The 25,444-nt window shown below is 73.7% G+C and carries 25 protein-coding genes; 17 read left to right on the top strand and 8 right to left on the bottom strand.

Annotated elements, in window-relative coordinates:
- The 4 genes from ABZW14_RS24100 to ABZW14_RS24085 form a co-directional block, all read left to right on the top strand.
- A partial coding sequence (locus ABZW14_RS24100) for an ABC transporter ATP-binding protein (protein ID WP_355350513.1) occupies positions 1-420 on the top strand: 420 nt, incomplete at its 5' end.
- Positions 417-1,418 carry an ABC transporter permease gene (locus tag ABZW14_RS24095; RefSeq protein WP_355350511.1) on the top strand — a complete coding sequence of 334 codons (1,002 nt, stop codon included), beginning with the start codon at positions 417-419 and terminating at the stop codon, positions 1,416-1,418. The genes ABZW14_RS24100 and ABZW14_RS24095, both read left to right, overlap by 4 nt.
- 12 nt (positions 1,419-1,430) lie before the next feature.
- Positions 1,431-2,417, top strand: coding sequence for an ABC transporter permease (locus ABZW14_RS24090; RefSeq protein ID WP_355350509.1), 987 nt, complete (start codon positions 1,431-1,433; stop codon positions 2,415-2,417).
- Between the two features lie 94 nt (positions 2,418-2,511).
- Positions 2,512-4,257: an ABC transporter substrate-binding protein gene (locus ABZW14_RS24085; protein ID WP_355350507.1), complete on the top strand. Its 1,746-nt coding sequence runs from the start codon at positions 2,512-2,514 to the stop codon at positions 4,255-4,257.
- Between the two features lie 52 nt (positions 4,258-4,309).
- On the opposite strand, the gene ABZW14_RS24080 is transcribed toward ABZW14_RS24085, so the two are convergent.
- Positions 4,310-6,454: a prolyl oligopeptidase family serine peptidase gene (locus ABZW14_RS24080; RefSeq protein ID WP_355350505.1), complete on the bottom strand. Its 2,145-nt coding sequence runs from the start codon at positions 6,452-6,454 to the stop codon at positions 4,310-4,312.
- Positions 6,455-6,540: 86 nt separating this feature from the next.
- On the opposite strand from ABZW14_RS24080, the gene mshB reads away from it, so the two are divergent.
- The 3 genes from mshB (at position 6,541) to ABZW14_RS24065 (ending at position 8,506) form a co-directional block, all read left to right on the top strand.
- The gene (gene mshB / locus ABZW14_RS24075) at positions 6,541-7,464 is read left to right on the top strand and encodes an N-acetyl-1-D-myo-inositol-2-amino-2-deoxy-alpha-D-glucopyranoside deacetylase (RefSeq protein WP_355350503.1); all 924 of its coding nucleotides are present in this window, start codon (positions 6,541-6,543) and stop codon (positions 7,462-7,464) included.
- 17 nt (positions 7,465-7,481) lie between these two features.
- Positions 7,482-7,955 (top strand): hypothetical protein, encoded by a 474-nt coding sequence (locus tag ABZW14_RS24070; protein WP_355350529.1) that lies wholly within the window; start codon positions 7,482-7,484, stop codon positions 7,953-7,955.
- An 86-nt stretch (positions 7,956-8,041) separates the two neighbouring features.
- Positions 8,042-8,506, top strand: coding sequence for a hypothetical protein (locus ABZW14_RS24065; RefSeq protein ID WP_355350501.1), 465 nt, complete (start codon positions 8,042-8,044; stop codon positions 8,504-8,506).
- Positions 8,507-8,592: 86 nt separating this feature from the next.
- On the opposite strand, the gene ABZW14_RS24060 is transcribed toward ABZW14_RS24065, so the two are convergent.
- Entirely contained in the window at positions 8,593-9,195 is a 603-nt protein-coding gene (locus tag ABZW14_RS24060; protein ID WP_355350499.1) for a hypothetical protein, read from the bottom strand.
- A gap of 67 nt (positions 9,196-9,262) precedes the next feature.
- Positions 9,263-10,213, bottom strand: coding sequence for a GNAT family N-acetyltransferase (locus ABZW14_RS24055; protein ID WP_355350497.1), 951 nt, complete (start codon positions 10,211-10,213; stop codon positions 9,263-9,265).
- 78 nt (positions 10,214-10,291) lie between these two features.
- Between ABZW14_RS24055 and fdxA the strand changes: the two genes are divergently transcribed.
- Positions 10,292-10,618, top strand: a complete 327-nt coding sequence (fdxA, locus tag ABZW14_RS24050) for a ferredoxin (RefSeq protein WP_007464872.1) — start codon at positions 10,292-10,294, stop codon at positions 10,616-10,618.
- Entirely contained in the window at positions 10,615-11,724 is a 1,110-nt protein-coding gene (dapC, locus tag ABZW14_RS24045; RefSeq protein WP_355350527.1) for a succinyldiaminopimelate transaminase, read from the top strand. The genes fdxA and dapC overlap by 4 nt, the downstream gene beginning before the upstream one ends.
- A 46-nt stretch (positions 11,725-11,770) precedes the next feature.
- On the opposite strand, the gene ABZW14_RS24040 is transcribed toward dapC, so the two are convergent.
- Complete coding sequence (locus ABZW14_RS24040; RefSeq protein WP_355350495.1) at positions 11,771-13,612, bottom strand: M48 family metallopeptidase; 1,842 nt, start codon at positions 13,610-13,612, stop codon at positions 11,771-11,773.
- Positions 13,613-13,757: 145 nt separating this feature from the next.
- On the opposite strand from ABZW14_RS24040, the gene ABZW14_RS24035 reads away from it, so the two are divergent.
- The 4 genes from ABZW14_RS24035 to ABZW14_RS24020 all read left to right on the top strand — a co-directional run bounded on the left by ABZW14_RS24035 (position 13,758) and on the right by ABZW14_RS24020 (position 17,123).
- Positions 13,758-14,726 carry a DUF4034 domain-containing protein gene (locus ABZW14_RS24035; RefSeq protein WP_355350493.1) on the top strand — a complete coding sequence of 323 codons (969 nt, stop codon included), beginning with the start codon at positions 13,758-13,760 and terminating at the stop codon, positions 14,724-14,726.
- 77 nt (positions 14,727-14,803) lie between these two features.
- Entirely contained in the window at positions 14,804-15,829 is a 1,026-nt protein-coding gene (locus ABZW14_RS24030) for a prephenate dehydrogenase/arogenate dehydrogenase family protein (RefSeq protein ID WP_355350491.1), read from the top strand.
- Between the two features lie 5 nt (positions 15,830-15,834).
- Entirely contained in the window at positions 15,835-16,476 is a 642-nt protein-coding gene (locus tag ABZW14_RS24025) for an SIMPL domain-containing protein (RefSeq protein WP_355350489.1), read from the top strand.
- Positions 16,476-17,123, top strand: a complete 648-nt coding sequence (locus ABZW14_RS24020) for a nucleoside/nucleotide kinase family protein (RefSeq protein ID WP_355350487.1) — start codon at positions 16,476-16,478, stop codon at positions 17,121-17,123. Before ABZW14_RS24025 ends, ABZW14_RS24020 begins: the two co-directional genes overlap by 1 nt.
- Here the strand turns inward: ABZW14_RS24020 and ABZW14_RS24015 are convergent.
- Entirely contained in the window at positions 17,100-17,288 is a 189-nt protein-coding gene (locus ABZW14_RS24015; protein ID WP_355350485.1) for a hypothetical protein, read from the bottom strand. The genes ABZW14_RS24020 and ABZW14_RS24015 overlap by 24 nt on opposite strands.
- A gap of 84 nt (positions 17,289-17,372) precedes the next feature.
- On the bottom strand, positions 17,373-17,939 hold the full coding sequence (locus ABZW14_RS24010; RefSeq protein WP_355350483.1) for a sugar O-acetyltransferase: 567 nt from the start codon (positions 17,937-17,939) through the stop codon (positions 17,373-17,375).
- Positions 17,940-18,078: 139 nt separating this feature from the next.
- Here ABZW14_RS24010 and ABZW14_RS24005 point away from each other — a divergent pair, with 139 nt between their 5' ends.
- Positions 18,079-21,423 carry a S8 family serine peptidase gene (locus ABZW14_RS24005; RefSeq protein ID WP_355350481.1) on the top strand — a complete coding sequence of 1,115 codons (3,345 nt, stop codon included), beginning with the start codon at positions 18,079-18,081 and terminating at the stop codon, positions 21,421-21,423.
- A 54-nt stretch (positions 21,424-21,477) separates the two neighbouring features.
- Here ABZW14_RS24005 and dapD read toward each other — a convergent pair whose 3' ends face one another.
- On the bottom strand, positions 21,478-22,437 hold the full coding sequence (gene dapD, locus ABZW14_RS24000) for a 2,3,4,5-tetrahydropyridine-2,6-dicarboxylate N-succinyltransferase (protein WP_355350479.1): 960 nt from the start codon (positions 22,435-22,437) through the stop codon (positions 21,478-21,480).
- Positions 22,438-22,461: 24 nt separating this feature from the next.
- On the opposite strand from dapD, the gene dapE reads away from it, so the two are divergent.
- On the top strand, positions 22,462-23,535 hold the full coding sequence (gene dapE / locus ABZW14_RS23995; RefSeq protein ID WP_355350477.1) for a succinyl-diaminopimelate desuccinylase: 1,074 nt from the start codon (positions 22,462-22,464) through the stop codon (positions 23,533-23,535).
- A 54-nt stretch (positions 23,536-23,589) separates the two neighbouring features.
- Here dapE and ABZW14_RS23990 read toward each other — a convergent pair whose 3' ends face one another.
- Positions 23,590-23,751, bottom strand: a complete 162-nt coding sequence (locus ABZW14_RS23990; protein WP_355350475.1) for a hypothetical protein — start codon at positions 23,749-23,751, stop codon at positions 23,590-23,592.
- A 156-nt stretch (positions 23,752-23,907) separates the two neighbouring features.
- Here ABZW14_RS23990 and ABZW14_RS23985 point away from each other — a divergent pair, with 156 nt between their 5' ends.
- Both ABZW14_RS23985 and ABZW14_RS23980 read left to right on the top strand, forming a co-directional pair.
- Positions 23,908-24,774 carry a TIGR00730 family Rossman fold protein gene (locus ABZW14_RS23985; protein WP_355350473.1) on the top strand — a complete coding sequence of 289 codons (867 nt, stop codon included), beginning with the start codon at positions 23,908-23,910 and terminating at the stop codon, positions 24,772-24,774.
- Positions 24,774-25,319 (top strand): TIGR00730 family Rossman fold protein, encoded by a 546-nt coding sequence (locus ABZW14_RS23980; RefSeq protein WP_355350471.1) that lies wholly within the window; start codon positions 24,774-24,776, stop codon positions 25,317-25,319. The genes ABZW14_RS23985 and ABZW14_RS23980 overlap by 1 nt, the downstream gene beginning before the upstream one ends.
- Positions 25,320-25,444 lie beyond the last annotated feature (125 nt).

Here is a 25,444-nt window from a genome sequence, read left to right as displayed (position 1 = left end):
CTGGACCTGGCATTCGTCTTCATCGCCCACGACCTCGCCGTCGTACGGCACTTCTGCCACCGCGTCGCCGTCATGTACCTCGGCAAGATCGTCGAGATCGGCGACCGCGACGACATCTACACCCGCCCCCAACACCCCTACACCCGGGCCCTGCTCTCGGCCATCCCCGACGTCACCACCCTCGGCCCCGCCGGACGCATCCGCCTCACCGGCGACGTCCCCACCCCGCTCAACCCACCCTCGGGCTGCCGCTTCCGCACCCGCTGCTGGAAAGCCCAGGAGCGGTGCGCCACCGAGGAACCCGCGCTCGTCCCCCGCGACGGCGGCAACCAGGCCACCGCCTGCCACTTCCCGGAGACGGGAACGATCAGCCAGGGCGCCGGACCGGCCGCCGCGACCGCCGAGGAGGTGTCGAAATGAGCCTGTCCCCGGTCGAGGGCGTGGCGCTTGCCGAGATCGAGTCCACCGGTGAGGGGCCCGAGGAGAAGGGGCTCGTCGGGCGCTCGCCCGGCCAACTCGTCTGGGCCCGGCTGCGCCGGGACCGCACGGCCCTGGTCAGCGGCATCGTGCTGGCCGTGTTCATCCTCGCGGCACTGGCGGCGCCGCTGCTCCAGCGGCTCTACGGCATGTCGCCCAGCCAGCAGTTCGGCGACCTGCTGGACAGCACCGGCATGCCGCTCGGCTACGTGGGCGGGGTCAGCGGCGACCACTGGTTCGGGCTCGAACCGGGCCTGGGCCGGGACATCTTCATCCGGATGATCTACGGCATCCGCACCTCGCTGCTGATCGCCCTCGGCGCCGCGCTCGTCACCACGGCGATCGGCGTGGTGCTCGGCATCGTCGCCGGCTACCTGGGCGGGGTGGTCGACTCCGTGATCATGTGGATCACCGACGTCGCCCTGGCGATGCCGTTCCTCATCTTCGCGCTCGCCGTGGTTCCGACGTTCTCGCTGCGGTTCTACGGCCCGCGGGACGCGGTGCCCACCTGGTTCGCGGTGACCACCCTGATCGTGGTGTTCGCCGCGTTCGGCTGGACCGGCACGGCCCGGCTCGTCCGCGGGCAGGTGGTGTCGCTACGCGAACGGGAGTTCGTCGAGGCGGCCCGGGCCAGTGGCGCCGGGCTGGGGCACATGCTCTTCCGGCAGCTGCTGCCGAACATCTGGGCGCCGATCCTGGTCGCGTTCTCGCTGGCCGTGCCGTCGTACGTGACCGGTGAGGCGGCGCTGTCCTTCCTCGGCGTCGGGCTGCCCGAGTCGGTGCCCAGCTTCGGCCGGATGATCTACCGCAGCATCGACTACCTGCAGACCGACCCGGCGTACGTCTTCTTCCCGGGCATCACCATCTTCGCGCTCGTGCTGGCGTTCAACCTCTTCGGCGACGCGCTGCGCGATGCGCTCGACCCGAAGTCGTCACGGTAAGGGGTTCCACGCATGGTGCGGTTCCTGCTGAAGCGGCTGCTGCTGGCGGTCTCGGTGCTGCTCGCGGTGAGCATCGTCAGCTTCCTCATGTTCTTCGCGCTGCCCCGCGACCCGGTGACCGGCATGTGCCCGAAGAACTGCAACGCCGAGCGCCTGGAGCGGGTGCGGACGGAGCTGGGTCTGAACGACCCGAAGCCGACGCAGTACGCCAACTACATGAAGGGCATCTTCGTCGGCCGCGACCTGGGCAGCGCGCAGGGCGGCAAGTGCGAGGCGCCCTGCCTCGGCTACTCGTACGTCAACAGCGAGGCGGTCAGCGACACCTTCGCCCGGGTGCTGCCCGTGACGCTGAACATCGTGCTCCCCGCGGCGGTGCTCTGGCTCGCACTCGGGGTGGGGCTCGGGATGATATCGGCGCTGCGCCGGGGCTCGCTGCTCGACCGCGTCTCGATCGGGCTCACGCTGACCTTCGCCTCGTTGCAGCTCTACTTCGTCGGCGCCGTGCTGTTGCTGATCTTCGTGTACTCGTGGCGGATCCTGCCGACGCCCCGGTACGTACCGTTCCTCGACAATCCAGTGGAGTGGGCGCGCGGGCTGGTGCTCGCCTGGGTGACCCTGGCCCTGCTCTTCTCCGCGATCTACGCCCGGCTCTCCCGCGCGCAGATGCTGGAGACGCTCTCCGAGGACTTCGTCCGCACCGCCCGGGCCAAGGGCGTGGCGAAGCGGAAGGTCTACGGGCGGCACGCGCTGCGGGCGGCGATCACGCCGATCGTGACGATCGCCGGCCTGGACGTGGGCGCGGCGCTCGGCGGCACGGTCATCACCGAGACGACCTTCGGCATCCAGGGGCTGGGGCGTACCGCCGTGGAGGCGGTCCGTCAGGGCGACCTGCCCACGATCATGGCCACCGTGCTGATCTCCGCGCTGTTCGTGGTCGTCGCGAACATCGTGGTCGACCTGCTCTACGCGTTCATCGATCCGCGGGTGCGCCTCGGCTGAGCTCGCGTGTCGCCGTCGATTCGTTATCTGCTCGAAATTTACCGCGGATGAAAGCTGAGCGAAGCTTTCCTTCATCGGACCCGGAGGAGTGAGTATGCGAGCAAGACTCGCCACCGCCATGGGCGGTGCGATGGCACTGGTGGTCGCCCTCAGTGCATGCAGCAAGAACACCGGCGACAACGCCGACAAGGTGGACACCAACAAGCCCCGCACCGGCGCCATCGCGACCGACCCCAAGGACTCGCTCGGCCCGGCGGCGGAGGTGCCCGGCGCGGCCAAGGGCGGGACCTTCTACATCCTGCGCGAGAACAAGATCTCCCACCTGGACCCGCAGCGGGTCTACTCGTTCGCCGGCCTGATGGGGAGCCAGCTCTACGCGCGGTTCCTCACCACGTTCAAGGACGACGGCAAGGGCAACGTGACCCTGGTCGGCGACCTGGCCGAGACCCCCGGCAAGAACGTCAACAACGACTGCAAGGTCTGGGAATTCAAGATCAAGCAGGGCGTCAAGTTCGAGGACGGCCGGCCGATCACCTCCAAGGAGATCGCGTACGGCATCGCCCGCTCGTTCGACCCCGACCTGACCGGTGGCCCGACCTACCTGCAGGAGTGGCTGGTCGACAGCCCGCAGTACGACACCAAGTGGAACTTCAAGGCCAACAAGACCTCGCTGCCGCCGGGCCTGAGCACCCCGGACGCGCAGACGCTGCGCTTCGAGTTCAACAAGCCGCGCTGTGACCTCCCGTTCGCCGTGTCGCTGCCGGCCACCGCGCCGCTGCCGCCGGACAAGGACACCGGCGTCAACCTGGACAACCAGCCGTTCTCGTCCGGGCCGTACAAGTTCACCAAGCACACGCCCGGCGTGGAGATGGTGCTGGAGCGCAACGAGAACTGGGACCCGGCGACCGACCCGGTGCGGCACGCGTACCCGGACAAGTTCGTCTGGACCCTCGGCTCGGACAACGCCACCCAGACCAACCGGGTGCTCGCCGGCACCGGCAACGACGCCGCGGCCGTGGCCACCGGCGGTGTGCCGTCCGAGCTGATCGCGAAGGTCACCGGCGACGCCAAGCTCAAGGAGCGGATGATCGTCGCGGCCACGCCGAACGCCTACCGGCTGAGCATCAACACGACGCGGGTCACCGACCTGTCCGTGCGGCAGGCGATCAACTACGCGATCGACCGCAGCAGCATCACCAAGAACCTCGGCGGCCCGTACGGCGCCGTGCCGCTCACCACCCTGCTGCCGCCGACCACGCTCGGCTACAAGCAGTTCGACGCGTACCCGGCCGGAGAGAGCGGCAACCCGGACAAGGCGAAGGAGCTGCTCGCCGGCAAGTCGGTGAACCTGGTTCTCGGCACCTCCGACGACACCCCGTCGCAGGAGACCGCCACCCAGATCAAGAACGCCCTGGAGAAGGCCGGCTTCACCGTCACCATCAAGCCGATCCCCGAGGACGGTTACCTCGACTTCGTGAAGAAGAAGAGCAACCCGTGGGACATCTGGGTCGACTCGTGGGCCGCTGACTGGCCCAGCGGCGCGTCGATCCTGCCGGTGCTCTTCGACGGCCGCAACATCAAGGCCGAGGGCAACAGCAACACCTCACAGCTGAACAACGACGCCATCAACGCCGAGTTCGACCGGGTGCTCGCGGAGGACCCGGCCAAGCAGGCGGAGGAGTGGAGCGGGCTGGACGAGCGGCTCATGAAGGAGTCGGCGCCGGCGGTCCCGCTGTACAACGAGGTCGTCTCCGTCGCGCACGGTGAGAAGGCCGGCGGCCTCTTCATCGGCAGCATCTTCGGCTGGCCCAGCTTCGTGAACGCCTACGTGAAGCAGTGACAGCCTGAACCCGCAGGGGCCCCGGCCGGATCCGGCCGGGGCCCTCGCGCGTTCACAGGTGCCGGCGGAGGAAGTCCAGCTCCAGCCGGAGCAGCCGCTCGGCCACCCCGCCGGCGGCCATGTGGCTGGCCCCGGTGAGCGGCAGCACCGCGTGCGGCCGCCCGGCCGCCAGCAGCGCCGCCGAGAGCCGCAGCGTGTGCGCGGCCAGCACGTTGTCGTCGACCAGGCCGTGCACCAGCAGCATGGGCCGGGCCTGCGCCGGGTCGCCGACCGGCTCGGCCGCCAGCTCGACCAGCGAGTGGTGGGCGTAGACGTCCATCCCGTCGTCCGGCATCCCCAGGTAGCGCTCGGTGTACGCGGTGTCGTACAGCGTCCAGTCGGTGACCGGGGCGCCGACGATCGCGCACCGGAACAGCTCCGGATGGCGCAGCACCGCCAGCCCGGCCAGCCAGCCACCGAACGACCACCCGCGCACCGCCACCCGTTCCAGGTCCAGATCCGGGTGCTTGCCGGCCAGCGCGGTCAGCGCGTCGACCTGGTCGGTCAGGATCACGTCCGCCACCCGCCGGTGGATCGCCTTCTCGAAGGACGGGGCGATGCCGGGGGTGCCCCGGTTGTCGATGGTCACCACGGCGAAGCCCTGCTCGGCGAACCACTGCCGTTCCAGCCAGGCCCCCCGTGCCGCGATCACCTCCTGGTGGCCCGGACCGCCGTAGACGTCCAGCAGCACCGGCAGCTTCGTGCCCTTCACGTGCTCGCCCGGGTAGAGCACGGCGCTCGGCAGCCGCCGGTCGGTCACCCGGACCAGCGTCGGCCGCGGCGCGTACGGCGGGGTCGCGGCGCGCGAGGCCAGCTCGCCCACCTCACGGTCGCCGTGCCACACCCGCCACCGGGTGCCCGCGTGTTCCAGCGAGGCCACGCCCACGGCCAGCGTGCTGCCGCCGATCGCGGCGGTGTGCCAGCCCGGGTCGCTGCCCATCCGGCGCGCGTCCACCCCGCCGCCGATCGCCGTCCGGACGCGGTAGAGGTGACGCTGGCTCGGCTCGCCCTCGCTCGCCTCGACCAGCAGGTCCGCCGCCGAGTTCGGGCCGGCCGGCAGCCGGCCCACCACCCGGCGCACGTAGAGCGACGGCGGGGTGAGCAGGGTGCCGTCGGCGAACAGGCAGCGGGCGTCGTACCCGTCATGGGCCAGCTCGCCGCCGACCAGCACCCGCCCGTCGGGCAGGTGTGCCGGGGTGCCCGGGATCGGCTCCACCCAGCGCGGGTCGGCCAGCTCGGCGTGCACCTGCGTCTCACCGGTACGCGGGTCCACGGCCAGCACCAGCCCGTGCTGCTGCGACCGGCGCAGCACCGTGATGAGCGGGCCGCCGTCCGCCCAGTCGACCGAGGTCAGGTAGGGATAGGTCTCGCGGTCCCAGTGCACGTCGACCCAGCCGCCGTCGAGGTCCAGCAGGTGCAGGCTGACCTCCGCGTTGGGCCCGCCGGCCCGGGGGTACGCGACGGACGTCGGCGGGCTCGCCGGGTCGGCCGGGTCGTGCAGGTGCCAGCGGTCCAGCCGGGACTCGTCCACCCGGGCGGCCAGCACCGAACGCCCGTCCGGCGCCCACCAGTAGCCGCGGAACCGGCCGAACTCCTCCGCCGCGATGTGCTCGGCCAGCCCCCAGGTGACCCCGCTGTCCTCGCCGGCCAGCAGATTGTCGGTGCCGTCCGGCTCGACCACCCGCAGCTGGCCCCGGCGCACCCCCTCGGCGGCGTCGGTGACGTAGGCCAGGCGCTCGCCGGTCGGGTCGGGACGCGGGTCGATCACCGGGCCGACGGCGGCCACCTCGACCACGTCGCCGTGCACCAGGTCGGCCCGGAACAACCGGCCGGCCAGCGCGAACGCGGCCACCCGGCCGGCGGCGTCCAGGGCGTACGAGCCGATGCCGGCGGCGCTGAGCCGCAGCCGCTCGCGCAGCGCCCGCTCGCCCGGCGCCAGCGCGGCCGGTTCGCCGTCCGCGCCGAGCAGCACGGCCGGGTCGGCGACGAGGTGTTCCTCGCCGGAGGCGACGTCGAGCAGCCAGAGCGCGTCGGCCGGGTCCTCCGGTCCCGACGAGCGCAGGAAGACGACCCGGGAGCCGTCGTCGGCGACGGATACGGAGCGCGGCGCCCCGTGGCTGAACCGACGGGTGCGGGCGGCCAGCTCGGGAAAGTCCACGCCTGTGAGACTAGGCGCGCGCCGGGCGTGATGTGGCCGACCTGGGCGGACGCGTAAGCATCGGGCGGGCAGGACCGCCGGTTAGAGTGACGGGCGTGACGACGCTGCCCGACCGACGCCTGCTGCTGGTCCACGCGCACCCCGACGACGAGTCCATCGGCACCGGCGCGACCATGGCGCACTACGCCGCCACCGGCGCCCACGTCACCCTGGTGACCTGCACGCTGGGCGAGGAGGGCGAGATCCACGTGCCGGCGCTGGCCCAGCTCGCCGCGGCCGAGGCCGACCAGCTCGGCGGCTACCGGATCGGCGAGCTGTCGGCCGCCTGCGCCGCGCTCGGCGTCACCGATCACCGCTTCCTCGGCGGCGCGGGCCGCTACCGCGACTCCGGGATGATGGGGCTGGCCACCAACGAGCACCCACGGGCGTTCTGGAAGGCCGACCTCGACGAGGCCGCCGGGCACCTGCTGGAGGTCATCCGCGAGGTCCGCCCGCAGGTGATGATCACGTACGACCCGAACGGCTTCTACGGCCACCCGGACCACATCCAGGCGCACCGGGTGGCGATGCGCGGTGTCGAGCTGGCCGCCGCCGAGGGGATCGCCCCGGCGAAGGTCTACTGGACGGCCATGCCGCGCGGCGTGCTGGAGGCCGGCCTGGACGCGTTCACCGAGTCGTCGGACAACCCCTTCGCCGGCATCGACAGCATCGACGACCTGCCCTTCGGCACCCCCGACGAGGGGATCGCCGCGCGCGTCGACGCCACCGACCAGCACCTGGCCAAGGAGGCGGCCATGCGGGCGCACGCCACCCAGATCCCGGCCAGTTCCTGGCTCTACTCGATCGCCGGCAACTTCGGCGCCGAGTTCATGGGGGTGGAGTACTTCACCCTCGCGGTCGGCGAGAAGGGCCCGGGCAGCGGCCCGTACGGCTGGGAGGACGACCTCTTCGCCGGGCTGGCGCCGGACGCGCCGGACCGGTCCCCGGTCACGGCGGCCGGTCTCCGGTGACGCTGCCCGCCGTACCCATGTCGGTCGCCCCCGAGCAGCAGCCCGCCGCGCCGCCCGAGCCGTCGGGCCGCGCGGTCGACCTCGCGTTGCGCATCGCCGGCGGGGTGGTGGCGGTCTGGGCCGGCGTGCTCACCGCGGTGCTCGACCTGCTCTACGCCACCTGGGCCTGGGAGGTGGTCAAGGGCCGCCCGGGCGGCGCAGGCAAGGCCCTGGTCGGCACCGCGCTCGCGCTCGGCGGGATCGCCGCGGTGGTGGTGCTGACGGTGCTCGTGAGCGGGTTCGCCCACCGGGCGGTGGGCACCCGCTGGGCGGTGGCGCTGGCCGCCGTGCCCTGGTTCGTGGTGATCGTGGCGGGTGGTTTCCGCACCGTCGAGGGCGATCTCGCGCTCAGCGGCGACAACGTGCTCGGCCTCGGGCTCATCGTGGCCGGGGCGATCACCTTCGCGGTGCTGGGTTTCCGGCAGCTCGTGGTGCCGCCGCCGGTCCGCTGAGGGTACTGACGCCGCACAGGTTGCGGTGGTAGATATTCCTGCCAGGAGCCCACCGGAAAGGCGGGCGGTACGGCGGGAGGCGTGCGATGTTCCAGCGGTGGCGGGCGGTCGGCGTGCTGGCGGCCGCGTTGTTCGTGGTCAACGTGGTGGCCCGGTTGGTCATCAGGTTCGCCTACCCGGACGACGACACCGCCGCCGGCCGGGTCTCGCTGGTGATGTTCCTGGTGATCGGGCTGATCCTCGCCGCCACGGCGTTCCGCTGGGGCGCGGAGCGGCCGGCCGGCCACTGGACCGGCGACCTGGCCGTCGCGGTGGTCGTGGCGCTGGCGCTGACCGTCTTCGTGGGCCCCCTGCTGGTCGGCGAGAACCCGTTCGAAGGCGGTGCCGGCCTCTTCTTCGCCCAGATCTGGCTCTACCTCGCGGCCACCGTGGCCGGCGTGCTGGCCGGCTACCTGATCCTCACGGCCCTGGGCCGCGACCACCGCTCCCGGCAGCTCAAGCGCTACGCCGAACTGAAGGCGGCGAAGCCCCGCAAGATCGTCCGTCGCTGAGGCCGAGCCCCGCGACGGGTCCCGCCCGGGGCCGGCCCTGCGGGCACGGCGTCCGGGCGGGACCAGCGCGGCGGCGTGCGGCTGCGCTAGCTACGGCCGGCCGAAGAGCGGGGCTTCCGCGTGCGGGTGCCGGGAAGCGGCGGCGAGTCGACCGACTCGGCCGCACCACCCGGGCCGTCCGTGAGGATCGTGCCCTCGGGCGTGATCACCTCGTCCACCCGGTCGACCTCCGGCGGCACCATCGAGGCCACCACCCGGTCCGCCGCCGCGAACGTCGACTCCACGCCGGGACGGGAGTCGCCGGTGACCCGGACGGGCTGCCGGTCGTTGCCGTCGGCCACGGCGTCGTGGGCGCCCGACCGGCGCCGCGGGACCCGGGCGCCGGATCCGCCGCCCTTCCCGGCCCGGGGCGTCGCGTCGCCGGTGCCGCGTGCCGCCGTGGTGCCTCGCGAGCGGGTGGTCTTGCGGCCCTCGCGGAGGGCCTGGATGAGCGTGTCGACCAGTTCGGGCTTGCGCATGTCCGCCGTGCCGGTGACGCCGCGCCGGCGGAGGCGGTCGCGGAGCTGGTCGACCTTCAGGCGGGCGATCTCGCTCTCGTTGACGTCGGGCGTGTTCGGCGTCTGGTTGCCGGGTTCGTTCTTCGTCGCCGCCGCGCCGCTTCCGCGCCGCGCTGTGGGCTGCTTGGCCATCGAGCAGGTCCTTCCTCACCGGGGTACGCGTTCTCCGTACCCCGGACGACCTGCCGGAACCCTTCGATCAGTCCGGGGCGACCCGGGTCAGGTACGTGTGGTGGGTGGTGAAGCCGAGCCGCTGGTAGAGGGCCACGGCGGGCGCGTTGCGCTGCTCGACCTGGAGGAAGGCGTGCCTGGCGCCCTCCGCCCGGCCCCAGTCGGCCAGCGCCCGGATGACCGCCCCGGCGAACCCGCGCCGCCGGGCCTCCGGCAGCACCTCGATGAGCGTGAGGCCGAGCCGGTGGCCCTCGCCGGTGACCGTACCCCGGCCCAGCGCGAGCAGCCGGCCGTCGACGTGCAGGTGGGCGAAGCGGATCCGGTCCACGGCCGTGAGCACGTGCCGCGCGGCGTCCGGGAGCCCGCCCTTGCGGCCGGCGGCCACGGCCAGCCACTCCTCGGAGGGCGTCGGCGAGAGGCCGACCGGGGGCAGGTCAGTGCGCCCCGCCGGCAGTGCGCTGAGCGGCGCGGTCTGCACCAGCACCGGCGGCCGGGCGGTCCAGCCACGCGCGTCCAGCTCGGCGCCGACCGGCGCGGCCAGCGGCAGCGGGGTGTTCACCATGGCGGGCTGGCCGCGCTCGGCGTACCAGCGCTGCACCGCGTCCAGCGCAGCGGGCAGCGGGCGGTCCGGGTCGCCGACGGGCAGCGCGCTGTTCGCCCGCCCGGTCCAGCCGTCGGCGCTGCGCAGCAGCCAGTCGCCGAGCCGCCCGCGCACCGGGGCGGGCCACGCCTCGTCGGCGGCCAGTTCCAGGGCGATGACGGCGGCGGCCGTCGGCCGGCGGGCGGGCGGCACTCGTTTCGCGCGGTGCACCTCGTCCACCGGGACCCGCACCCGGCCGCGGTCGGTGGCCAGCGTGATGTGGGTCTCGCTCAGTTCGACCAGCTCCCCGAGCGCGTCGGAGAAGAGCGGTCGGCCTTCGCGAATCCCCACAATCCGCCGGACCACGATCCGGTGGCCCACGTCCTGCTGTCGGAGCACGATCGACCCCCTCCCCGGCGAGATACTAGGCTCTTACCGTCGCGGATGATCGCGGCGAGTCTTGCGGAGGAGAGACCGGTGACCTACATCATCGCCGAGCCGTGCGTGGATGTGCTCGACAAGGCATGCATCGAGGAGTGCCCGGTCGACTGCATCTACGAGGGCAATCGGATGCTCTACATCCACCCCGACGAGTGCGTCGACTGTGGTGCCTGTGAGCCGGTCTGCCCGGTCGAAGCGATCTTCTACGAGGACGACGTCCCGGAGCAGTGGAAGGACTACACCGGGGCGAACTACGAGTTCTTCGAGGATCTGGGCTCGCCGGGCGGCGCCTCCAAGATCGGCAAGGTGGAGAAGGACGCGACCTTCGTGGCCGCGCAGCCGCCGCGCGGAGAGGGCCACTGAACCGGCCCGCGCCGGTCTCGGCACGGCTGCCCGACTTCACCTGGGACACCCTGGACGTCGCGGCCGCGACGGCCGCGGCGCACCCGGGCGGTCTCATCAACCTTTCGATGGGCACGCCGGTCGACCCGGTGCCGGCGCTGATCCGGCAGGCGCTGGCCGACGCGTCGGACGCTCCCGGCTACCCGCTGACCGCGGGCACGCCCGCGCTGCGGGACGCCATCGCGGCCTGGGTGGCCCGCGCCTGCGGGGCGGGCGTCGACGGGCTCGGGGTGCTGCCCACGATCGGTTCCAAGGAACTGGTCGCCTGGCTGCCCACGCTGCTCGGCATCGGGCCCGGTGACGTGGTCGTGGTGCCGTCCATCGCCTACCCGACGTACGAGGACGGGGCCCGGCTGGCCGGCGCCACCACGGTGCGTACCGACTCGCTGACGGCGCTCGGTCCCGACCCCCGGGTCCGGCTCGTCTGGGTGAACTCGCCCGGCAACCCGACCGGGCGGGTCCTGCCCGCCGGCCACCTGCGCAAGGTGGTCGACTGGGCGCGGGAGCGCGGCGCGGTGGTCGCCAGCGACGAGTGCTACCTGCCGCTGGGCTGGGACGCCCAGCCCGTCTCGGTGCTCGCGCCCGAGGTCTGCGGCGGGTCGTACGAGGGTGTCCTGGCGGTGCACTCGCTCTCGAAGCGCTCCAACCTGGCGGGCTACCGGGCCGGCTTCGTGGCCGGTGACCCGGCGCTGGTGGCCGAGCTGCTCAAGATCCGTAAGCACGCCGGCATGATCGTGCCCGCCCCGGTGCAGGCGGCCATGGTGGCCGCGCTCGGCGACCAGGCGCACGCCGACGCGCAGCGGGAGCGCTACCGGGCCCGGCGGGAGAAGCTCCACGCCGCGTTCACCGCCGCCGGCTTCACCATCGAGCACTCCGAGGCGGGGCTCTACCTCTGGATGACCCGCGACGAGGACTGCTGGGCCACCGTCGACTGGCTGGCCCGCCGGGGCATCCTGGTCGCCGCCGGCGTCTTCTACGGCCCGGCCGGCGCCCGGCACGTCCGGGTGGCCCTGACCGAGTCGGACGAGCACGTCGACGCGGTCGCCGGCCGGCTCGCCGAGGTCTGACCGCCCGCGCCGGCCGGCCCGGGAAGGGCCGGCCGGCGCGACCGGGTCAGTCGTTGATCTGCTCGAACACCCGCAGCAGCGTGTCCCGGCTGTGCTTCTCCAGGAACTCGCTGGCCATCAGCTCCTGCACCTGCACGGTCCGGCCGTCGTGAAGGGTGATGACCGCCTTCAGCGGCACCCGCTTGGTCACCTCGACCGAGCGGATCTCCTCGTACGGCAGGAACGGGTTCCGGCTGGCCACCTCGGCGACCGGCGTCGCGCTCAGCACCTCCTTGAGCCGCTTCTCGCCCTCGTGCGCCTTCCCCGGATCGGGGACCAGGACCAGGCCGTTGTCCAGCACGTACACGTCGTGCTCCCGGCCGTCGATCTTGATGTTCGCGAGCCCGGCGATCAGGTCGGCGTTCCGCGCCGAGGCCCGGGCCTGGACCACCGTCGACTGCCGCACGTCGACGCCCAGCTCGGCCAGCCGGGCGAGCGCCTCGTTCAGGGTCTCCGGGGCGACCGCCAGCTTGGCGATCTCGGCCAGGTCCCACGGCTCGCCCGAGCGACCGACCAGCCGGGCGGGGTCGGACCAGGAGAGCTGCCAGTACGCCCGGCCGGAGCGGACCGCCGCGTTGTCGAGCAGCGTCTCCATCGGGCCGGCGAAGGCGGCCGCCGCCTCCCGGCGGGTGGTGTCGGTGAAGAACTGCTCGGCGAACTCACCGAGCCGGCCGGCGCGGACCAGGTCCAGCACGGTGGGCAGGCCCGGCTCCGGCGTGCCGGTGAACCGGGCGGCCGCCCGGTAGATCCGGTCCGCCCGCTGCTGCACCCCGGCCGCGATCGACTCGGCGATGAACTCCGGCCAGGGCAGCAGGCGACGGGAGCCGTGCGCGACGATCAGGCTCTGGAGTGCCCGGCCGGCGCCCACCACGTCGGCGAGCATGGTCCAGGCCGGCCGGTCGTCCGGCGTGGCGTGCACCGGAGGAAGCTGGTCCATCGCGGCGACGCGTGCGCCGATCGGCGGGTGGGTGTCCCAGCGGGACGCCGGCCGCTCCGGGGCGTTGTCCCGCAGCTCGTCGATCTCGTTCCGGCGCGCCTGGAGGAGATGGCCGAAGCCGCCGAAGAAGTCGTCCGGCGCCAGGCCGGCCGACCAGCCCGGGTCGACGTACCGGGTCTCGTAGAAGCGCCAGGCCGCGTCGAGGGCGGGCAGGGTCCGCAGCGCCGAGGCCGCGGCCTGGTGCCCGGCGATCTGCACCGACGCGCGGTCCGCCTCCAGCTCCTGGCGACGGGACGCGGCGTTGTCGACCATCAGGTAGAGCTTCGCGTACTGCTTGAAGACCCAGCCGATCGGGTTGCGCGGGCTGATCCGCTCGATGGTCTCGCCGATGGCCAGCCGGCCCCGGTAGGCGACGCCGCCCAGCCGAGTGTGCTGGCCGGAGTAGTGACCCAGCTCGTGCGCCAGCACCGACCGGAGCTGGTCGACCCGCAGGGCCTGGAGCAGCGGCAGTCCGACGTAGAGGGTGCGCCGGCCGCCGATCAGGCCGAGCAGGCTGCTCTGCTCGCCGACCGCCGCGTTCACCTCGGGCACCAGGCGGATCTCGTCGGGCGCGCGGGTGCCGACCGCGGTGGCCAGCTCCCGCACCGTGGCCCAGAGCCACGGCGCCGCCCGCTCGTCCAGGATCAGGCCGGGCGCCGGCTCGTTCTTCGTACGGATGGCCTTCCACAGCCCGACCCCGACGGCGCCGAGGGCGACGACCAGCGGGAGCAGCAGCTTGCCGGTGATCACGCCGCTGGTGTGGCTGAACAGCCAGACGCCGAGCGCGGCCACGGCGGCGAGCTGGAGCAGCGCGACGACGTAGAAACCGATCAACATGGCCACCGAGGCGAGCGCCCGGTACGTGGCGGACATGTGTTTTCCTTCCCCGTTGAGACCGGCCCGTCCGGTCGGGCCGCCGGGGGACCGTACGACGCGAGCGCGGCCCGGACAACCCCCTTCCGTGCCCATCGGCCCCGCCCTACGATCTCCGTCGACGCTCACGGGGGAGGACGAGGACATGTGGCCGTTCCGGCGGAGGACGAAGCAGCAGAGTGGACCGGCGCTTCCGGTCGACCCGACGATGGGTGACCCGACCGCCCGGGCGCTGTCCGAGGCGCTGGCCCGGCGGGACTGGCGGGCCGCCCGCGACCTGCTGGTCACCGTCACCGACCCCGACCACCAGGCGTTCTGCCTGTCCGCCGCCAGCCGGGTGCCGGACGTGCAGGATTGGATCGGCGAGTGGGCCGACGCCGAGCCGCGCAGCACCCTCCCGCTGCTGGTGCGGGGCACCCACGCGGTGAACTGGGCCTGGGAGGCCCGGGGCGGCGCGTCCTCCTCCCACACCAGCCAGGAGCAGTTCCGCGAGTTCCGCAAGCGGCTGACCTTCGCCGAGAACCTGCTGGACGAGGTGGCCGCGCGGGATCCGGACGACACCACGGCCCGGGCCTTCCTGGTCACCTCGGCGCGGGGCCGCCAGGTGGACCGGGACGAGGCGGCGCGGCGCTTCGCCGAGGTGGTCGCCCGGCACCCCTGGCACCGGCTGGCACACGTCCAGATGCTCCAGTACCGGTGCGCCAAGTGGTTCGGCAGCGACGAGGAGATGTTCGAGTTCGCCCGGTCCGCGGCGGCGAAGGCCCCGGCCGCCAGCGGCCTGGCCCACCTCGTCGCGGCGGCCCATCTGGAGATGTGGCTGAAGCTGCCGTCCGGCGAGGACGACGCCCACCTCCGCGACCCCGAGGTGCTCGCCGAGCTGCGCGCCGCGGCCGACAACTCGGTGCGCCACCCCGAGCACGGCCGGTACCCGGGCTGGCCGCAGCCGCACAACAACTTCGCGATGTGCTTCGCGGTGGGCGGCGACCACGCCGCCGCGGCGGAGCGCTTCCAGGCGCTCGGTGACCTGGTGACCGAGCTGCCGTGGGCGTACTTCGGCGATCCGGGCAGGGCGTTCGCCCGGTGGCGGGGGACGGTGACCGAGGGCCGGGGCTGAGCCGCGGACGGTATCCTCGGCGGGACTTCCCGCGGGGCCGGTCCGGCCCCGCGACGACGGGACGCCGAGGTGGGCCGATGGTGGGCGGGGCCGGCGGGCAGGCACGGGCGGCGGTGGTCGGCACGGGCCTGATCGGGGGCTCGGTGCTGCTCCGGCTCCGCGACGCCGGGCTCGATGTGGCCGGCTGGGACCCCGATCCGGCGACCCGGCGGCGGGTCCGCGAGCAGGGCGCCGCCGCGCCGGGCACGGTCGAGGAGGCGGTCGCCGGCCGGGACGTGATCTTCCTGTGCGGCCCGCTGCCCACCCTGCCCACGACGCTGGCCCGGGTGGCCGCGGCCACCGACGACCGCTGCGTGCTCACCGACGTGGGCAGCACCAAGGCCGAGGTGGCCACCGCCGCCGCCACGCAGGGGCTCGGGCACCGGTTCGTGCCCGGCCACCCGATGGCCGGCGCCGACCGGGCCGGCCTCGACGCGGCCACCCCGGCCCTGCTCGACGGGGCCGCCTGGGTGCTCTGCCCGGGGCCCACCGGGATGCCCGCGTTCCGGCGGCTCGCCGCGCTGCTCGTCGACGTCTTCCACGCCCGGGTGGTGCCGATGTCGGCCCCGGAGCACGACAGCGCCGCCGCGCTCGCCTCCCACCTGCCCCACCTGCTCGCCGGCGCCCTGGCCGGGACGGTGCAGCGGTCGGCGCTGCGCGACGCGGTGCTCGCGCTCGCCGCCGGCAGCTTCTCCGACGGCACCCGGGTGGCCGGCGGCCCGCCCGAGCGGACCGCGAACATGCTGCTCGGAAACCGGGAGCAGGTGCTGGCCGAACTGGACGCGGTCCGGGCCTACCTCGACGAGCTGGCCGAGGCGCTGCGGGCCGGCGACCCCGGGAAGCTGGCCGGCCGGCTGGCCGAGGGCCGCAGGGCCCGGGCCGCTCTGCACGGCCGCGCGTTCACCGCCCACCGGCGTGAGTTCCCGGCCGCCGCCGATCACGCCGGGGAGCTCGCCTTCCTGCGCGAGCTGGGCGCGGTCGGCGGTCACCTGACCGGCTGCCGGGTGGCGGGCGGCGCGGTCACCTACACGGCCCACCTTCCGGCCACCCCGCCACTAGGCTGAGCGTCATGGCGGACGGACCGGTCGTGGCGGTGCGCGGCGAGGCGTACCGGGAGGTCGCCCCCGAGCTGGCCCGGTTCACGGTGACCGCCACCGCCCGCGACCGCGACCGGGAGACCACGCTGACCCGGCTGGCCGAGCGGACGGCCGCCGTGCGGGTGCTGCTCGACGCCGCCGAGCCGGCCGTGGAGCGGCGGGAGACCGGCCAGCTCCGGGTCTGGCCGGAGACGAAGCGCTCGGGTGAGCGGGTGGTGGCCTACCACGGCAGCGTGACCACCACGGTCACCGTGGCCGACTTCGCGGCGCTCGGCGAGCTGATGCTCCGCCTCGCCGACCAGGAGCAGGTCGAGCTGGCCGGCCCGTGGTGGTCGCTGCGGCCGGACAGCCCGGCCTACCGGGAGGCCCGGCACGCCGCGATCGCGGACGCCCTGGCCCGCGCCCGGGAATACGCGGAGGCGCTGGGCGCCCGGGTGACCGCCCTGCTGGAGCTGGCCGACACCGGCCTGGCCGCCGCCCCGCCGATGCTGGCCAAGGCGGGCTTCGCGCGGGCCGGGGAGGCGCCTCCCGAGCTGGAGCTGGATCCGCAGCCGCAGCCGGTGCAGGCGGCGGTGGAGGCCCGGTTCACCATCAGCCAGCCGGTGCTCGGCTGATGCCGCCCGCCCAGTCGCTCCCGCTCGGCGAGCTGGTGGCCCGGGCGCGGGCCCTCGCCGGGGACGGCCCGCGGCAACTGCTCGGCATCGCCGGCGCGCCGGGGGCCGGCAAGTCCACGCTGGCCGAGCGGATCGTCGCCGAGGTCGGCCCGGCCGCCCGGCTGGTGCCGATGGACGGCTTCCACCTGGCTCAGGCGGAGCTGGCCCGGCTGGGCCGGGACGCGCGCAAGGGCGCGCCGGACACGTTCGACGTCAACGGCTTCGTCTCCATGTTGCGGCGGCTGCGCCGGCTGGAGCCGACCTCGGTGTGGGCGCCGGCGTTCCGCCGCGACCTGGAGGAGCCGGTGGCCGGGGCGATCGAGGTGCCGCCCGAGGTGCGGCTCGTGGTGACCGAGGGCAACTACCTGCTGCTGCGCGACGAGCCGTGGGAGGAGGTGCGCACCCTGCTGCACCAGGTCTGGTTCCTCGACCTCGACGCCGAGCTGCGGGTGCGCCGGCTCACCGCCCGGCACGAGGCGTACGGGAAGACGCCGGAACAGGCCCGTGCCTGGGCGCTCGGCAGCGACGAGGCGAACGCCCGCCTCGTCGCCGGCACCGCCGGACACGCCGACCTGGTGGTCCGGCTAGCCGACCCCCTGCCGGGGTGACGGCACGGTCCGGCGGAGCAGCCGGGCCAGGGTGCGCAGCCGCTCGGGGCCGAAGTACGCGGGGAAGAGCGCGCCGTCACCGCCGGGGGCGGGGCGGAGCCCGAGCAACTGGTCGGGCGGGGTGTTCGACACCCCGTGCACGCGCAGTCCGAGCACCCGTTCCATGACGCCCCCTGGGCGAAAGGGTCACTACCCAGAGTGCACCCTCCGGCCGTAATCCGCATCCCGGCGAAGCATCATTTCCGCAGCTCAGATGGTCTCTTCGAGGGTCCGGACCGGGCGGGCGGGGTTACCCACGGCCACCACATTGGGGGGTAGATCCTTGGTCACCACCGCGCCCGCGCCCACCACGGTGTTCTCGCCGATGGTCACGCCGGCCAGCACGATCACGCCGCCGCCGAGCCAGGCGTTGTCGCCGATGGTGATCGGCTGGGCCGCCTCCCACTTGGCCCGCCGGGCCGCCGGCTCGATCGGGTGCGTGGCGGTGAGGAGCTGCACGTTGGGTCCGATCTGGACGTCGGCGCCGATGGTGATCCGGGCGACGTCGAGGAAGACCGCGTTGAAGTTGACGAAGGTGCGTGGCCCGATGTGGACCTGGTGACCGTAGTCGCAGTAGAGCGGCGGCCGCACCCAGGCGTCCTCGCCGAGCGAGCCGAGCAGCTCGCGGAGGGCGGCGAGGCGCCCCTCGGGGTCGTCGGCGGAGCTGCGGTTGAAGCGTTCGCTAAGCCGCGCGGCCCGGTCCAGGTCGGCGACGATCTCCGGGTCGTCGGCGATGTACAGCTCGCCGGCGAGCATGCGGTCCTTCATGGCGGTCACCCCGGAATCATCCCGACGTGCTGACGGGTTCGGCGCTGATTTAGCGGGTTTAGGGGCTTTCCCATTGCATACGCGGTATGTAATCCTGACGTTCCGCGTCGATGTCTTCTACCGACGAAGACGCCCTGACGAAGGAGAGATGTTGAGCCGAAACCGAAGAAGAATCGCCGGCCTCGGCCTCACCCTGGGGCTGGTGCTCGGCGTGCCCGTGCCGGCCGCGGCCGCACCGCGGGCAGCCCCGGACAGCGCACCGGTGGATGCCACCGCGGCGCGCGCCGGCGAGCCGGTGACCGTCACCCTGATCACCGGCGACCGGGTCACCGTCACGGCCGCCGGACAGGCGGCGGTCCGCCCCGGTGCCGGCCGCACCGGCATCGGCTTCCTGGTCGGCCGGGAACGCGGCCACCTCACCGTGCTGCCGCAGGACGCGCTGCCCCTGGTCCGGGCGGGCCGGGTCGACCGGCGGCTGTTCGACGTCACCGGACTGGTCGCGGCCGGCTACGACGACGCCCGGCGGGACACGCTGCCGCTGCTCGTGTCGTACCGGCCGGGTTCGGCCCGGCGGGCGGCGGCCCCGATGGCCGGCACCCGGACGACCCGCGACCTGCCGGCGATCGGTGGCGCGGCGCTCGTCGCCACGAAGGCCGACGCCGGCGCGGTCTGGGGCGCGGTCACGGCCGGCCGGGCCGGTGCCCGGATCGACGCGGCGGGGGACGTCGACCGCATCTGGCTGGACGGCCGGCGGCGGGTGACCCTCGACCACAGCGTGCCCCAGATCGGCGCCCCCACCGCCTGGGCCGCCGGCTTCACCGGCAAGGGGGTCAGCGTCGCGGTGCTCGACACCGGCGTCGACCTCTCCCACCCGGACCTGGCCGGCAAGGTGGCCGACGCGCGCAACTTCAGCGAGGCGGCCGAGTCGGACGACACGGTCGGGCACGGCACCCACGTCGCCTCGATCATCGCGGGCAGCGGGGCCGCCTCCGGCGGGAAGTACCGCGGCGTGGCCCCCGACGCCACCCTGCTCTCCGGCAAGGTCTGCGAGAACCAGGGCTGCACCGAGTCGGCGATCCTCGCCGGCATGCAGTGGGCCGCCGCCGAGAAGCACGCCACCGTGGTCAACATGAGCCTCAGCGGCGCGGACTTCCCCGAGGTCGACCCGCTGGAGCAGGCCGTCGAGACGCTGACCGCGCAGACCGGAACGCTCTTCGTGGTGGCCGCCGGCAACGACGGCGCCGACGGCTCGGTGGGCTCGCCGGCCACCGCCGACGCCGCGCTGGCGGTCGGCGCGGTCGACCGGGACGACGCGCTGGCCGACTTCTCCAGCCGGGGGCCGCGCATCGACGGCGGGCTCAAGCCCGACATCACCGCCCCGGGCGTGGAGATCGTGGCCGCCCGGGCCGCCAACGGCGCCATCGGCGACCCGGTGGGGGAGAAGTACGTCTCCCTCTCCGGCACCTCGATGGCCACGCCGCACGTGGCCGGCGCGGCGGCGCTGCTCGCCCAGCAGCACCCCGGCTGGACCGCCGGGCGGTACAAGGCCACCCTCATGGCCTCGGCGAGGCCGCACCCGGACCAGACGGCGTACCAGCAGGGCGCCGGCCGGGTCGACGTGGCTCACGCCATCGCCGAGCAAATCACCACCGACCCGCCCAGCGTCTCGTTCGGGATGGCGGCCTGGCCGCACGGCGACGACCAGCCGATCGCCCGCACGGTCACCTATCGCAACGGCGGGAGCGCCCCGCTCACCCTCGACCTCAACGCCGAGGTCACCGGTCCGGACGGCCGCAGCGCCCCGGCCGGCATGTTCTCGCTCGGCGCCTCCCGGCTCACCGTGGCGGCCGGCGGGACGGCCCAGGTCACCGTCACCGCCGACACCCGGCTCGGCGGCCTCGACGGCTACTGGACCGGCCGGCTGGTCGCCCGCGCCGGCGACGCCGTCGCGGTGACTCCGCTGGCGGTCAACCGCGAGGTGGAGAGCTACGACCTGACGGTCACCCACCGGGACCGGGCCGGCAAGCTCACCGGCGACTACTTCACCACCCTGGTCGGGCTGGACGGCGTCCTCTTCCGGGACGTGTACGACCCCGACGGTGAGGCCCGGATCCGGCTCCCGAAGGGCCGGTACGGCCTGAACAGCCTGCTCTACGTGCCGGGGGAGGAGGGCTGGACCGAGGTGTCCATGCTGGCCCAGCCCGAGCTGGTGGTGAGCGGTGACCAGCGGCTCACGATCGACGCGCGGCGGGCGAAGCCGGTGCGGTCCACCGTGCCGCAGCGCGGCGCGGCGCCGCTGCTGATCGACCTCTCGGCCAACTGGTCCACCGCGGACATCGCCTACGGCCTTGGGCTCTGGACGCCCAGCTTCGACGGCCTCTACAGCGGCCAGCTCGGGCGCGGCGTCTCCGACTCGCTCTTCGTCGCCGCCCTGGCCAGCCAGTGGCTCGAACCGACGGCTCCGGAGCGCAGCCCGTACTTCTACGGTCTCAACGAGCTGTTCCCGGGCCGGATGCCGACCGGGTTCGTCCGGCACTACCGGCCGGCCGACCTGGCCACGGTGACGCACCGGTTCGCGGACGGCTACACGGGGCTGGACAACGAGCGGATCGTCTTCCCGGAACCCGACTACAACATCGGCGGCTCGGCGATCGTCGTCCCCGTCCCGGTGCCGGGCAAGCGGGTCGAGCACTACAGCACGACCCGCACCCGGTGGAGTTCGGAACTGGACTTCGGCGCGCGGGGCGAGGACGGCTGGCTGGAGCCCAAGACGGTGCTGGCGTCGGTGCCCACCCGGTACCGGGCCGGCCGGACCTACCGGGAGGACTGGAACAGCGCGCCGTACGGGCCGTCGTTCCCGCAGCCGCGTTGGCCGGAGCAGGGCATCACGCGCAACGGCGACACCCTCGTGGTCGCCCTGCCGGTGCACAGCGACGCGGGCGGCCACCCCGGCGGCTCGCTGAACGACACCGAGCGGACCGCCCTCTACCGCAACGGGAAGCTGCTGGCCGAGCAGCCCGCCGCGGGTAACGGCGAGTTCCAGGTTCCGCCGGGCGCGGCGAGCTACCGGCTGGAGACCTCGGCCACGCGGGGCTTCACCGACCTGAGCACCGAGGTCTCGGCCACCTGGACGTTCCGCTCGAAGCACGTCCCGGGTGACGACTGGGCCCGGCTGCCCGCCATGGCGGTGCGCTTCGCCCCGCCGCTGGCCGTGGACAGCAGCGCCCCGGCAGGCCGGACCTTCACCATTCCGGTGACGGTGCAGCGCCAGCCCGGCGCACCGGCCGCCTCCGTCGCGGCGCTCACCGTCGACGTCTCGTACGACGGCGGGAAGAGCTGGCGGAAGGCGACCCTGCACAAGCAGGGCGCGGGCTGGGCGGCCACCGTCCGGCACCCGGCCGGCCCCGGCCACGTCTCGCTGCGGGCCACGGCCCGGGACAGCGCCGGCAACACGGTCACCGAGCGGATCATCCAGGCGTACCGCCTGCGGTGAACCGGACGGCGGACGGGCCGGGGCAGCGCGCCCCGGCCCGCTCCGCGTCGCCGCTCAGTCGTTGGCGTGCAGCGCCGCGTTCAGCTCGATGCCCCGGCCGGTCCGCGGCTTCGCCTCCAGCGCGCCGGTCACCGAGTTGCGCCAGAACAGCAGGCCGTCCACCCCGGAGAGCTCGCGGGCCTTGACCACCCGGCCGTCCGGCAGCGTGATCTTCGAGGCGGCGGTGATGTAGCACCCGGCCTCCACCACGCAGTCGTCGCCGAGGGTGATGCCCACACCCGCGTTCGCGCCGACCAGGCTCCGCTCGCCGATACGGACCTTCTCGGTGCCGCCGCCGGAGAGGGTGCCCATGATCGAGGCGCCGCCGCCGATGTCGGAGCCGTCGCCGACCACCACACCCTGCACGATCCGCCCCTCGACCATCGAGGCGCCCAGCGTGCCGGCGTTGAAGTTGACGAAGCCCTCGTGCATCACGGTCGTGCCGGCGGCCAGGTGCGCGCCGAGCCGGACCCGGTCCGCGTCGGCGATGCGCACGCCGGCCGGGACCACGTAGTCGGTCATCCGGGGGAACTTGTCCACCCCGTGGACGGCCAGGTGGCGGCCGGCGGCCCGCTCGATGACCCGCAGCTCGTCGACCCGCTCCGGCGGGCACGGCCCGGCCGAGGTCCAGGCCACGTTGGCCAGCTTGCCGAAGATGCCGTCGAGGTTCAGTTCGTTGGGCCGCACCAGGCGGTGGGAGAGCAGGTGCAACCGGAGGTACGCGTCGGCGGCGTCCTTGATCGGGTCGTCCAGCGAGCCGATCACGGTGACCACCTGGGCGGTGCGCAGGCCGGGCAGCGCCCGGTCGCCGACCGCGCCGGGCGGCAGGTCGAGCACGTCGGCCTCGTCCTCCCCGGCGACCAGCGGCAGCTCGCCGAGCCCCAGCTTGCCGGTCGGGTACCAGGTGTCCAGCACCTGGTCGTCAGCGGTGATCGTGGCCAGGCCGATGCCCCAGGCAGACTGTGCGGTCGTCACGAAAATGACGGTACCGTGCGACACATGCAGAACCCGTTGACCCCCGAGGTCTTGGCCGATCCGGTGGCGCTGACCCGCGCGCTGGTCGACATCGAGTCCGTGTCCCTCAACGAGAAGGCGATCGCGGACTGCGTCGAGGAGGTGCTGCGGGGCGTGCCGCACCTCACCACCTACCGGCACTCCAACACCGTGATGGCGCGTACCGACCTGGGCCGGGCCCAGCGGGTGGTGCTCGCCGGCCACCTGGACACCGTGCCGCTCAACGACAACTTCCCGTCGACCATGCGCGGCGACCTGATGTACGGCTGCGGCACCTCCGACATGAAGTCCGGCGTCGCCTACGCGCTGCATCTGGCGGTGACCCTGCCCGACCCGCGCTACGACGTCACCTACCTCTTCTACGAGGCTGAGGAGATCGAGTCGAGGTACAACGGCCTCACCCTCGTCTCCGAGGCGCACCCGGAGTGGCTGGCGGCCGACTTCGCGCTGCTGCTTGAGCCGACGTACGGCATCGTCGAGGCCGGCTGCCAGGGCACCATGCGGGCGATCGTCACCACGCACGGCGAGCGGGCCCACGCGGCCCGGTCCTGGCACGGGGTGAACGCCATCCACGGCGCCGGCGAGGTGCTGCGCCGGCTGACCACGTACGAGGCCCGCCGGGTGACCATCGAGGGCTGCGACTACCGCGAGGGCCTGAACGCGGTGCGGATCACCGGCGGGGTGGCCGGCAACGTCATCCCGGACCGCTGCGACATCGAGATCAACTACCGGTACGCCCCGGACCGCGACCCGGCCGCGGCCGAGGCGCACCTGCGCGAGGTCTTCGCCGGCTTCGACCTGGCGGTCACCGACGCGGCGGCCGGTGCGGCCCCGGGCCTGGACAACCCGCCGGCGCAGGAGTTCGTGGCCGCGGTCGGCGCCGCCCCGATCGGCAAGCTGGGCTGGACGGACGTGGCCCGGTTCGCGGCCATGGGCATCCCGGCGCTGAACTTCGGCCCCGGCGACCCGAACCTGGCCCATCACAAGGACGAGCACGTCGAGCTGACCAAGATCCGCGACGGCGCGGCGACCCTGCACCGCTGGCTCGCCTCGTCCTGACGATGCGACCGGGGGCCCGCGTCGGTGACGCGGACCCCCGGGCCGGCCGGACCGTCAGAGCGTGGTCGTCAGCGGGTTCTCCGTCTCGGTGGTCTCGCCGGTGAGGTCGGTGTGGTGGGCTTCCATCAGCCGGGCGCGGCGGCGCTCGGCCACCACGTCGCGGATCCGCCGCTGCATCTGCCGGCGGATCCGGATCATCTCGCTGTTGCTGATCAACGCTGGCTCCTCCCCCGAAGGCGCGTCGCCGGGGCATACCCGGTATGTGAATAGTAAGACGTACGAGCGAGCCAATTAGTTGCCCATGATCACGAAGAATTTCTGCGGGACGCCCGCCTCCGCACCGTGTCGCCCCGGCTCCACTACGGTGGCCCCATGAGCCAGAGCAGCGGGCGGCCACCCGGCCGCGGGCCGAGCGGGGAACGGCACCGGGGTGCCGTCACGCTCCGCAACCAGGCCATCCCGACCAGCACCGCCGACCAGCGGCTGCTCGACTCCCGGGGCCGGGGCGACTGGAAGACCAAGGACGCCTGGCGGGCGCTGCGCATCCTGTCCGAGTTCGTCGAGGGCTTCGACACCCTCGCCGACCTGCCGCCCGCGGTCAGCGTCTTCGGCTCGGCCCGGAGCAAGCCGGAGAGTCCCGAGTGCCGGCTGGCCGAGGAACTGGGCGGCGCGCTGGCCCGGGCCGGCTACGCCGTGATCACCGGAGGCGGGCCGGGCGTGATGGAGGCGGCCAACCGGGGCGCCGGCGAGGCGGGCGGGCTCTCCGTCGGGCTCGGCATCGAGCTGCCGTTCGAGCAGGGCCTCAACGACTGGGTCGACCTGGCCATCGACTTCCGCTACTTCTTCGCCCGCAAGACGATGTTCGTGAAGTACGCCCAGGCCTTCGTGGTGCTGCCCGGGGGCTTCGGCACCATGGACGAGCTCTTCGAGGCGCTCACCCTGGTGCAGACCGGCAAGGTGACCCGCTTCCCCGTGGTGCTGATGGGCGTCGACTACTGGCGTGGCCTGCTCGACTGGCTGCGAGACACCATGGCCGCCGACGGCAAGATCGGCCCGAACGACCTGGACCTGATCTGCGTCACCGACGACGTCAACGAGGCGGTCCGGCACATCGTGGAGGCCGAGGCCGTGCTCTCGGCCGAGCAGGAGGCGATCCGCGAGGAGGCGGTCGCCCGGGTCGCCGCCGACCAGCGGGCCGCCGCGGAGGCCGCCCCCGAGGGGCCGGCGGGGCAGGGCTGATGGCGAACGTCTGCGTCTTCTGCGCGTCCTCGCGTACCCTCGACGCCCGCTGGCTGGACCTGGCCACCGAGACCGGCGCGGAGCTGGCCCGGCGCGGGCACACGCTGGTCAGCGGCGGCGGGTGCGTGGGCATGATGGGCGCGGTGGCCGACGGGGCGCGCGCCGCCGGCGGGCGGACCCTCGGCGTCATCCCGCAGGCCCTGGTCGACCTGGAGGTCGCCGACCTGGCCTCCGACGAGCTGCTGGTCACCGACGGGATGGCCAGCCGCAAGACCCTGATGATCGACAAGTCGGACGCGTTCGTCGCCCTGCCCGGCGGGCTCGGCACCCTGGACGAGCTGTTCGAGGTCTGGACCACCGCGACCCTGGCCATGCACGCCAAGCCGATGGTGCTGGTCGACGCCGACGGCTTCTACCGCCCGTTGCTCGACTGGCTGCGCAGCCTGGCCGACCAGCACTTCCTCAAACCCGCCGGCCTGGACCTCCTCCTGGTGGCACCCACCGTCCCGGAAGCCCTCAACCTCCTGGACCGCCGCCTCACCTGACCCCGCCGCCTCCCCGCCCCGCGCCGACGATCATGAGGTTGACGGCGAAGTCGATCTCCCTGGGTGCCGCGAACCTCACGATCGAGGTGAGCTGGTGGTGTGGGGGAGCGCGGCGGGTTTTCCGG

Source organism: Micromonospora sp. NPDC004551, assembly GCF_040609975.1.
Lineage (GTDB): Bacteria > Actinomycetota > Actinomycetes > Mycobacteriales > Micromonosporaceae > Micromonospora.
Note: the sequence above shows the minus strand (reverse complement) of the source record. Positions and strands in the feature narration are given on the sequence as shown.

Bases quoted from the DNA above. Each gene is read 5' to 3' on its own strand.
- ABZW14_RS24095 (WP_355350511.1), top strand. From the start codon at position 417: ATGAGCCTGTCCCCGGTCGAGGGCGTGGCGCTTGCCGAGATCGAGTCC.
- ABZW14_RS24090 (WP_355350509.1), top strand. From the start codon at position 1,431: ATGGTGCGGTTCCTGCTGAAGCGGCTGCTGCTGGCGGTCTCGGTGCTG.
- ABZW14_RS24085 (WP_355350507.1), top strand. From the start codon at position 2,512: ATGCGAGCAAGACTCGCCACCGCCATGGGCGGTGCGATGGCACTGGTG.
- ABZW14_RS24070 (WP_355350529.1), top strand. From the start codon at position 7,482: ATGTCGGTCGCCCCCGAGCAGCAGCCCGCCGCGCCGCCCGAGCCGTCG.
- ABZW14_RS24065 (WP_355350501.1), top strand. From the start codon at position 8,042: ATGTTCCAGCGGTGGCGGGCGGTCGGCGTGCTGGCGGCCGCGTTGTTC.
- ABZW14_RS24060 (WP_355350499.1), bottom strand. From the start codon at position 9,195: ATGGCCAAGCAGCCCACAGCGCGGCGCGGAAGCGGCGCGGCGGCGACG.
- ABZW14_RS24040 (WP_355350495.1), bottom strand. From the start codon at position 13,612: ATGTCCGCCACGTACCGGGCGCTCGCCTCGGTGGCCATGTTGATCGGT.
- ABZW14_RS24035 (WP_355350493.1), top strand. From the start codon at position 13,758: ATGTGGCCGTTCCGGCGGAGGACGAAGCAGCAGAGTGGACCGGCGCTT.
- ABZW14_RS24030 (WP_355350491.1), top strand. From the start codon at position 14,804: ATGGTGGGCGGGGCCGGCGGGCAGGCACGGGCGGCGGTGGTCGGCACG.
- ABZW14_RS24025 (WP_355350489.1), top strand. From the start codon at position 15,835: ATGGCGGACGGACCGGTCGTGGCGGTGCGCGGCGAGGCGTACCGGGAG.
- ABZW14_RS24020 (WP_355350487.1), top strand. From the start codon at position 16,476: ATGCCGCCCGCCCAGTCGCTCCCGCTCGGCGAGCTGGTGGCCCGGGCG.
- ABZW14_RS24015 (WP_355350485.1), bottom strand. From the start codon at position 17,288: ATGGAACGGGTGCTCGGACTGCGCGTGCACGGGGTGTCGAACACCCCG.
- ABZW14_RS24005 (WP_355350481.1), top strand. From the start codon at position 18,079: ATGTTGAGCCGAAACCGAAGAAGAATCGCCGGCCTCGGCCTCACCCTG.
- dapE (WP_355350477.1), top strand. From the start codon at position 22,462: ATGCAGAACCCGTTGACCCCCGAGGTCTTGGCCGATCCGGTGGCGCTG.
- ABZW14_RS23985 (WP_355350473.1), top strand. From the start codon at position 23,908: ATGAGCCAGAGCAGCGGGCGGCCACCCGGCCGCGGGCCGAGCGGGGAA.
- ABZW14_RS23980 (WP_355350471.1), top strand. From the start codon at position 24,774: ATGGCGAACGTCTGCGTCTTCTGCGCGTCCTCGCGTACCCTCGACGCC.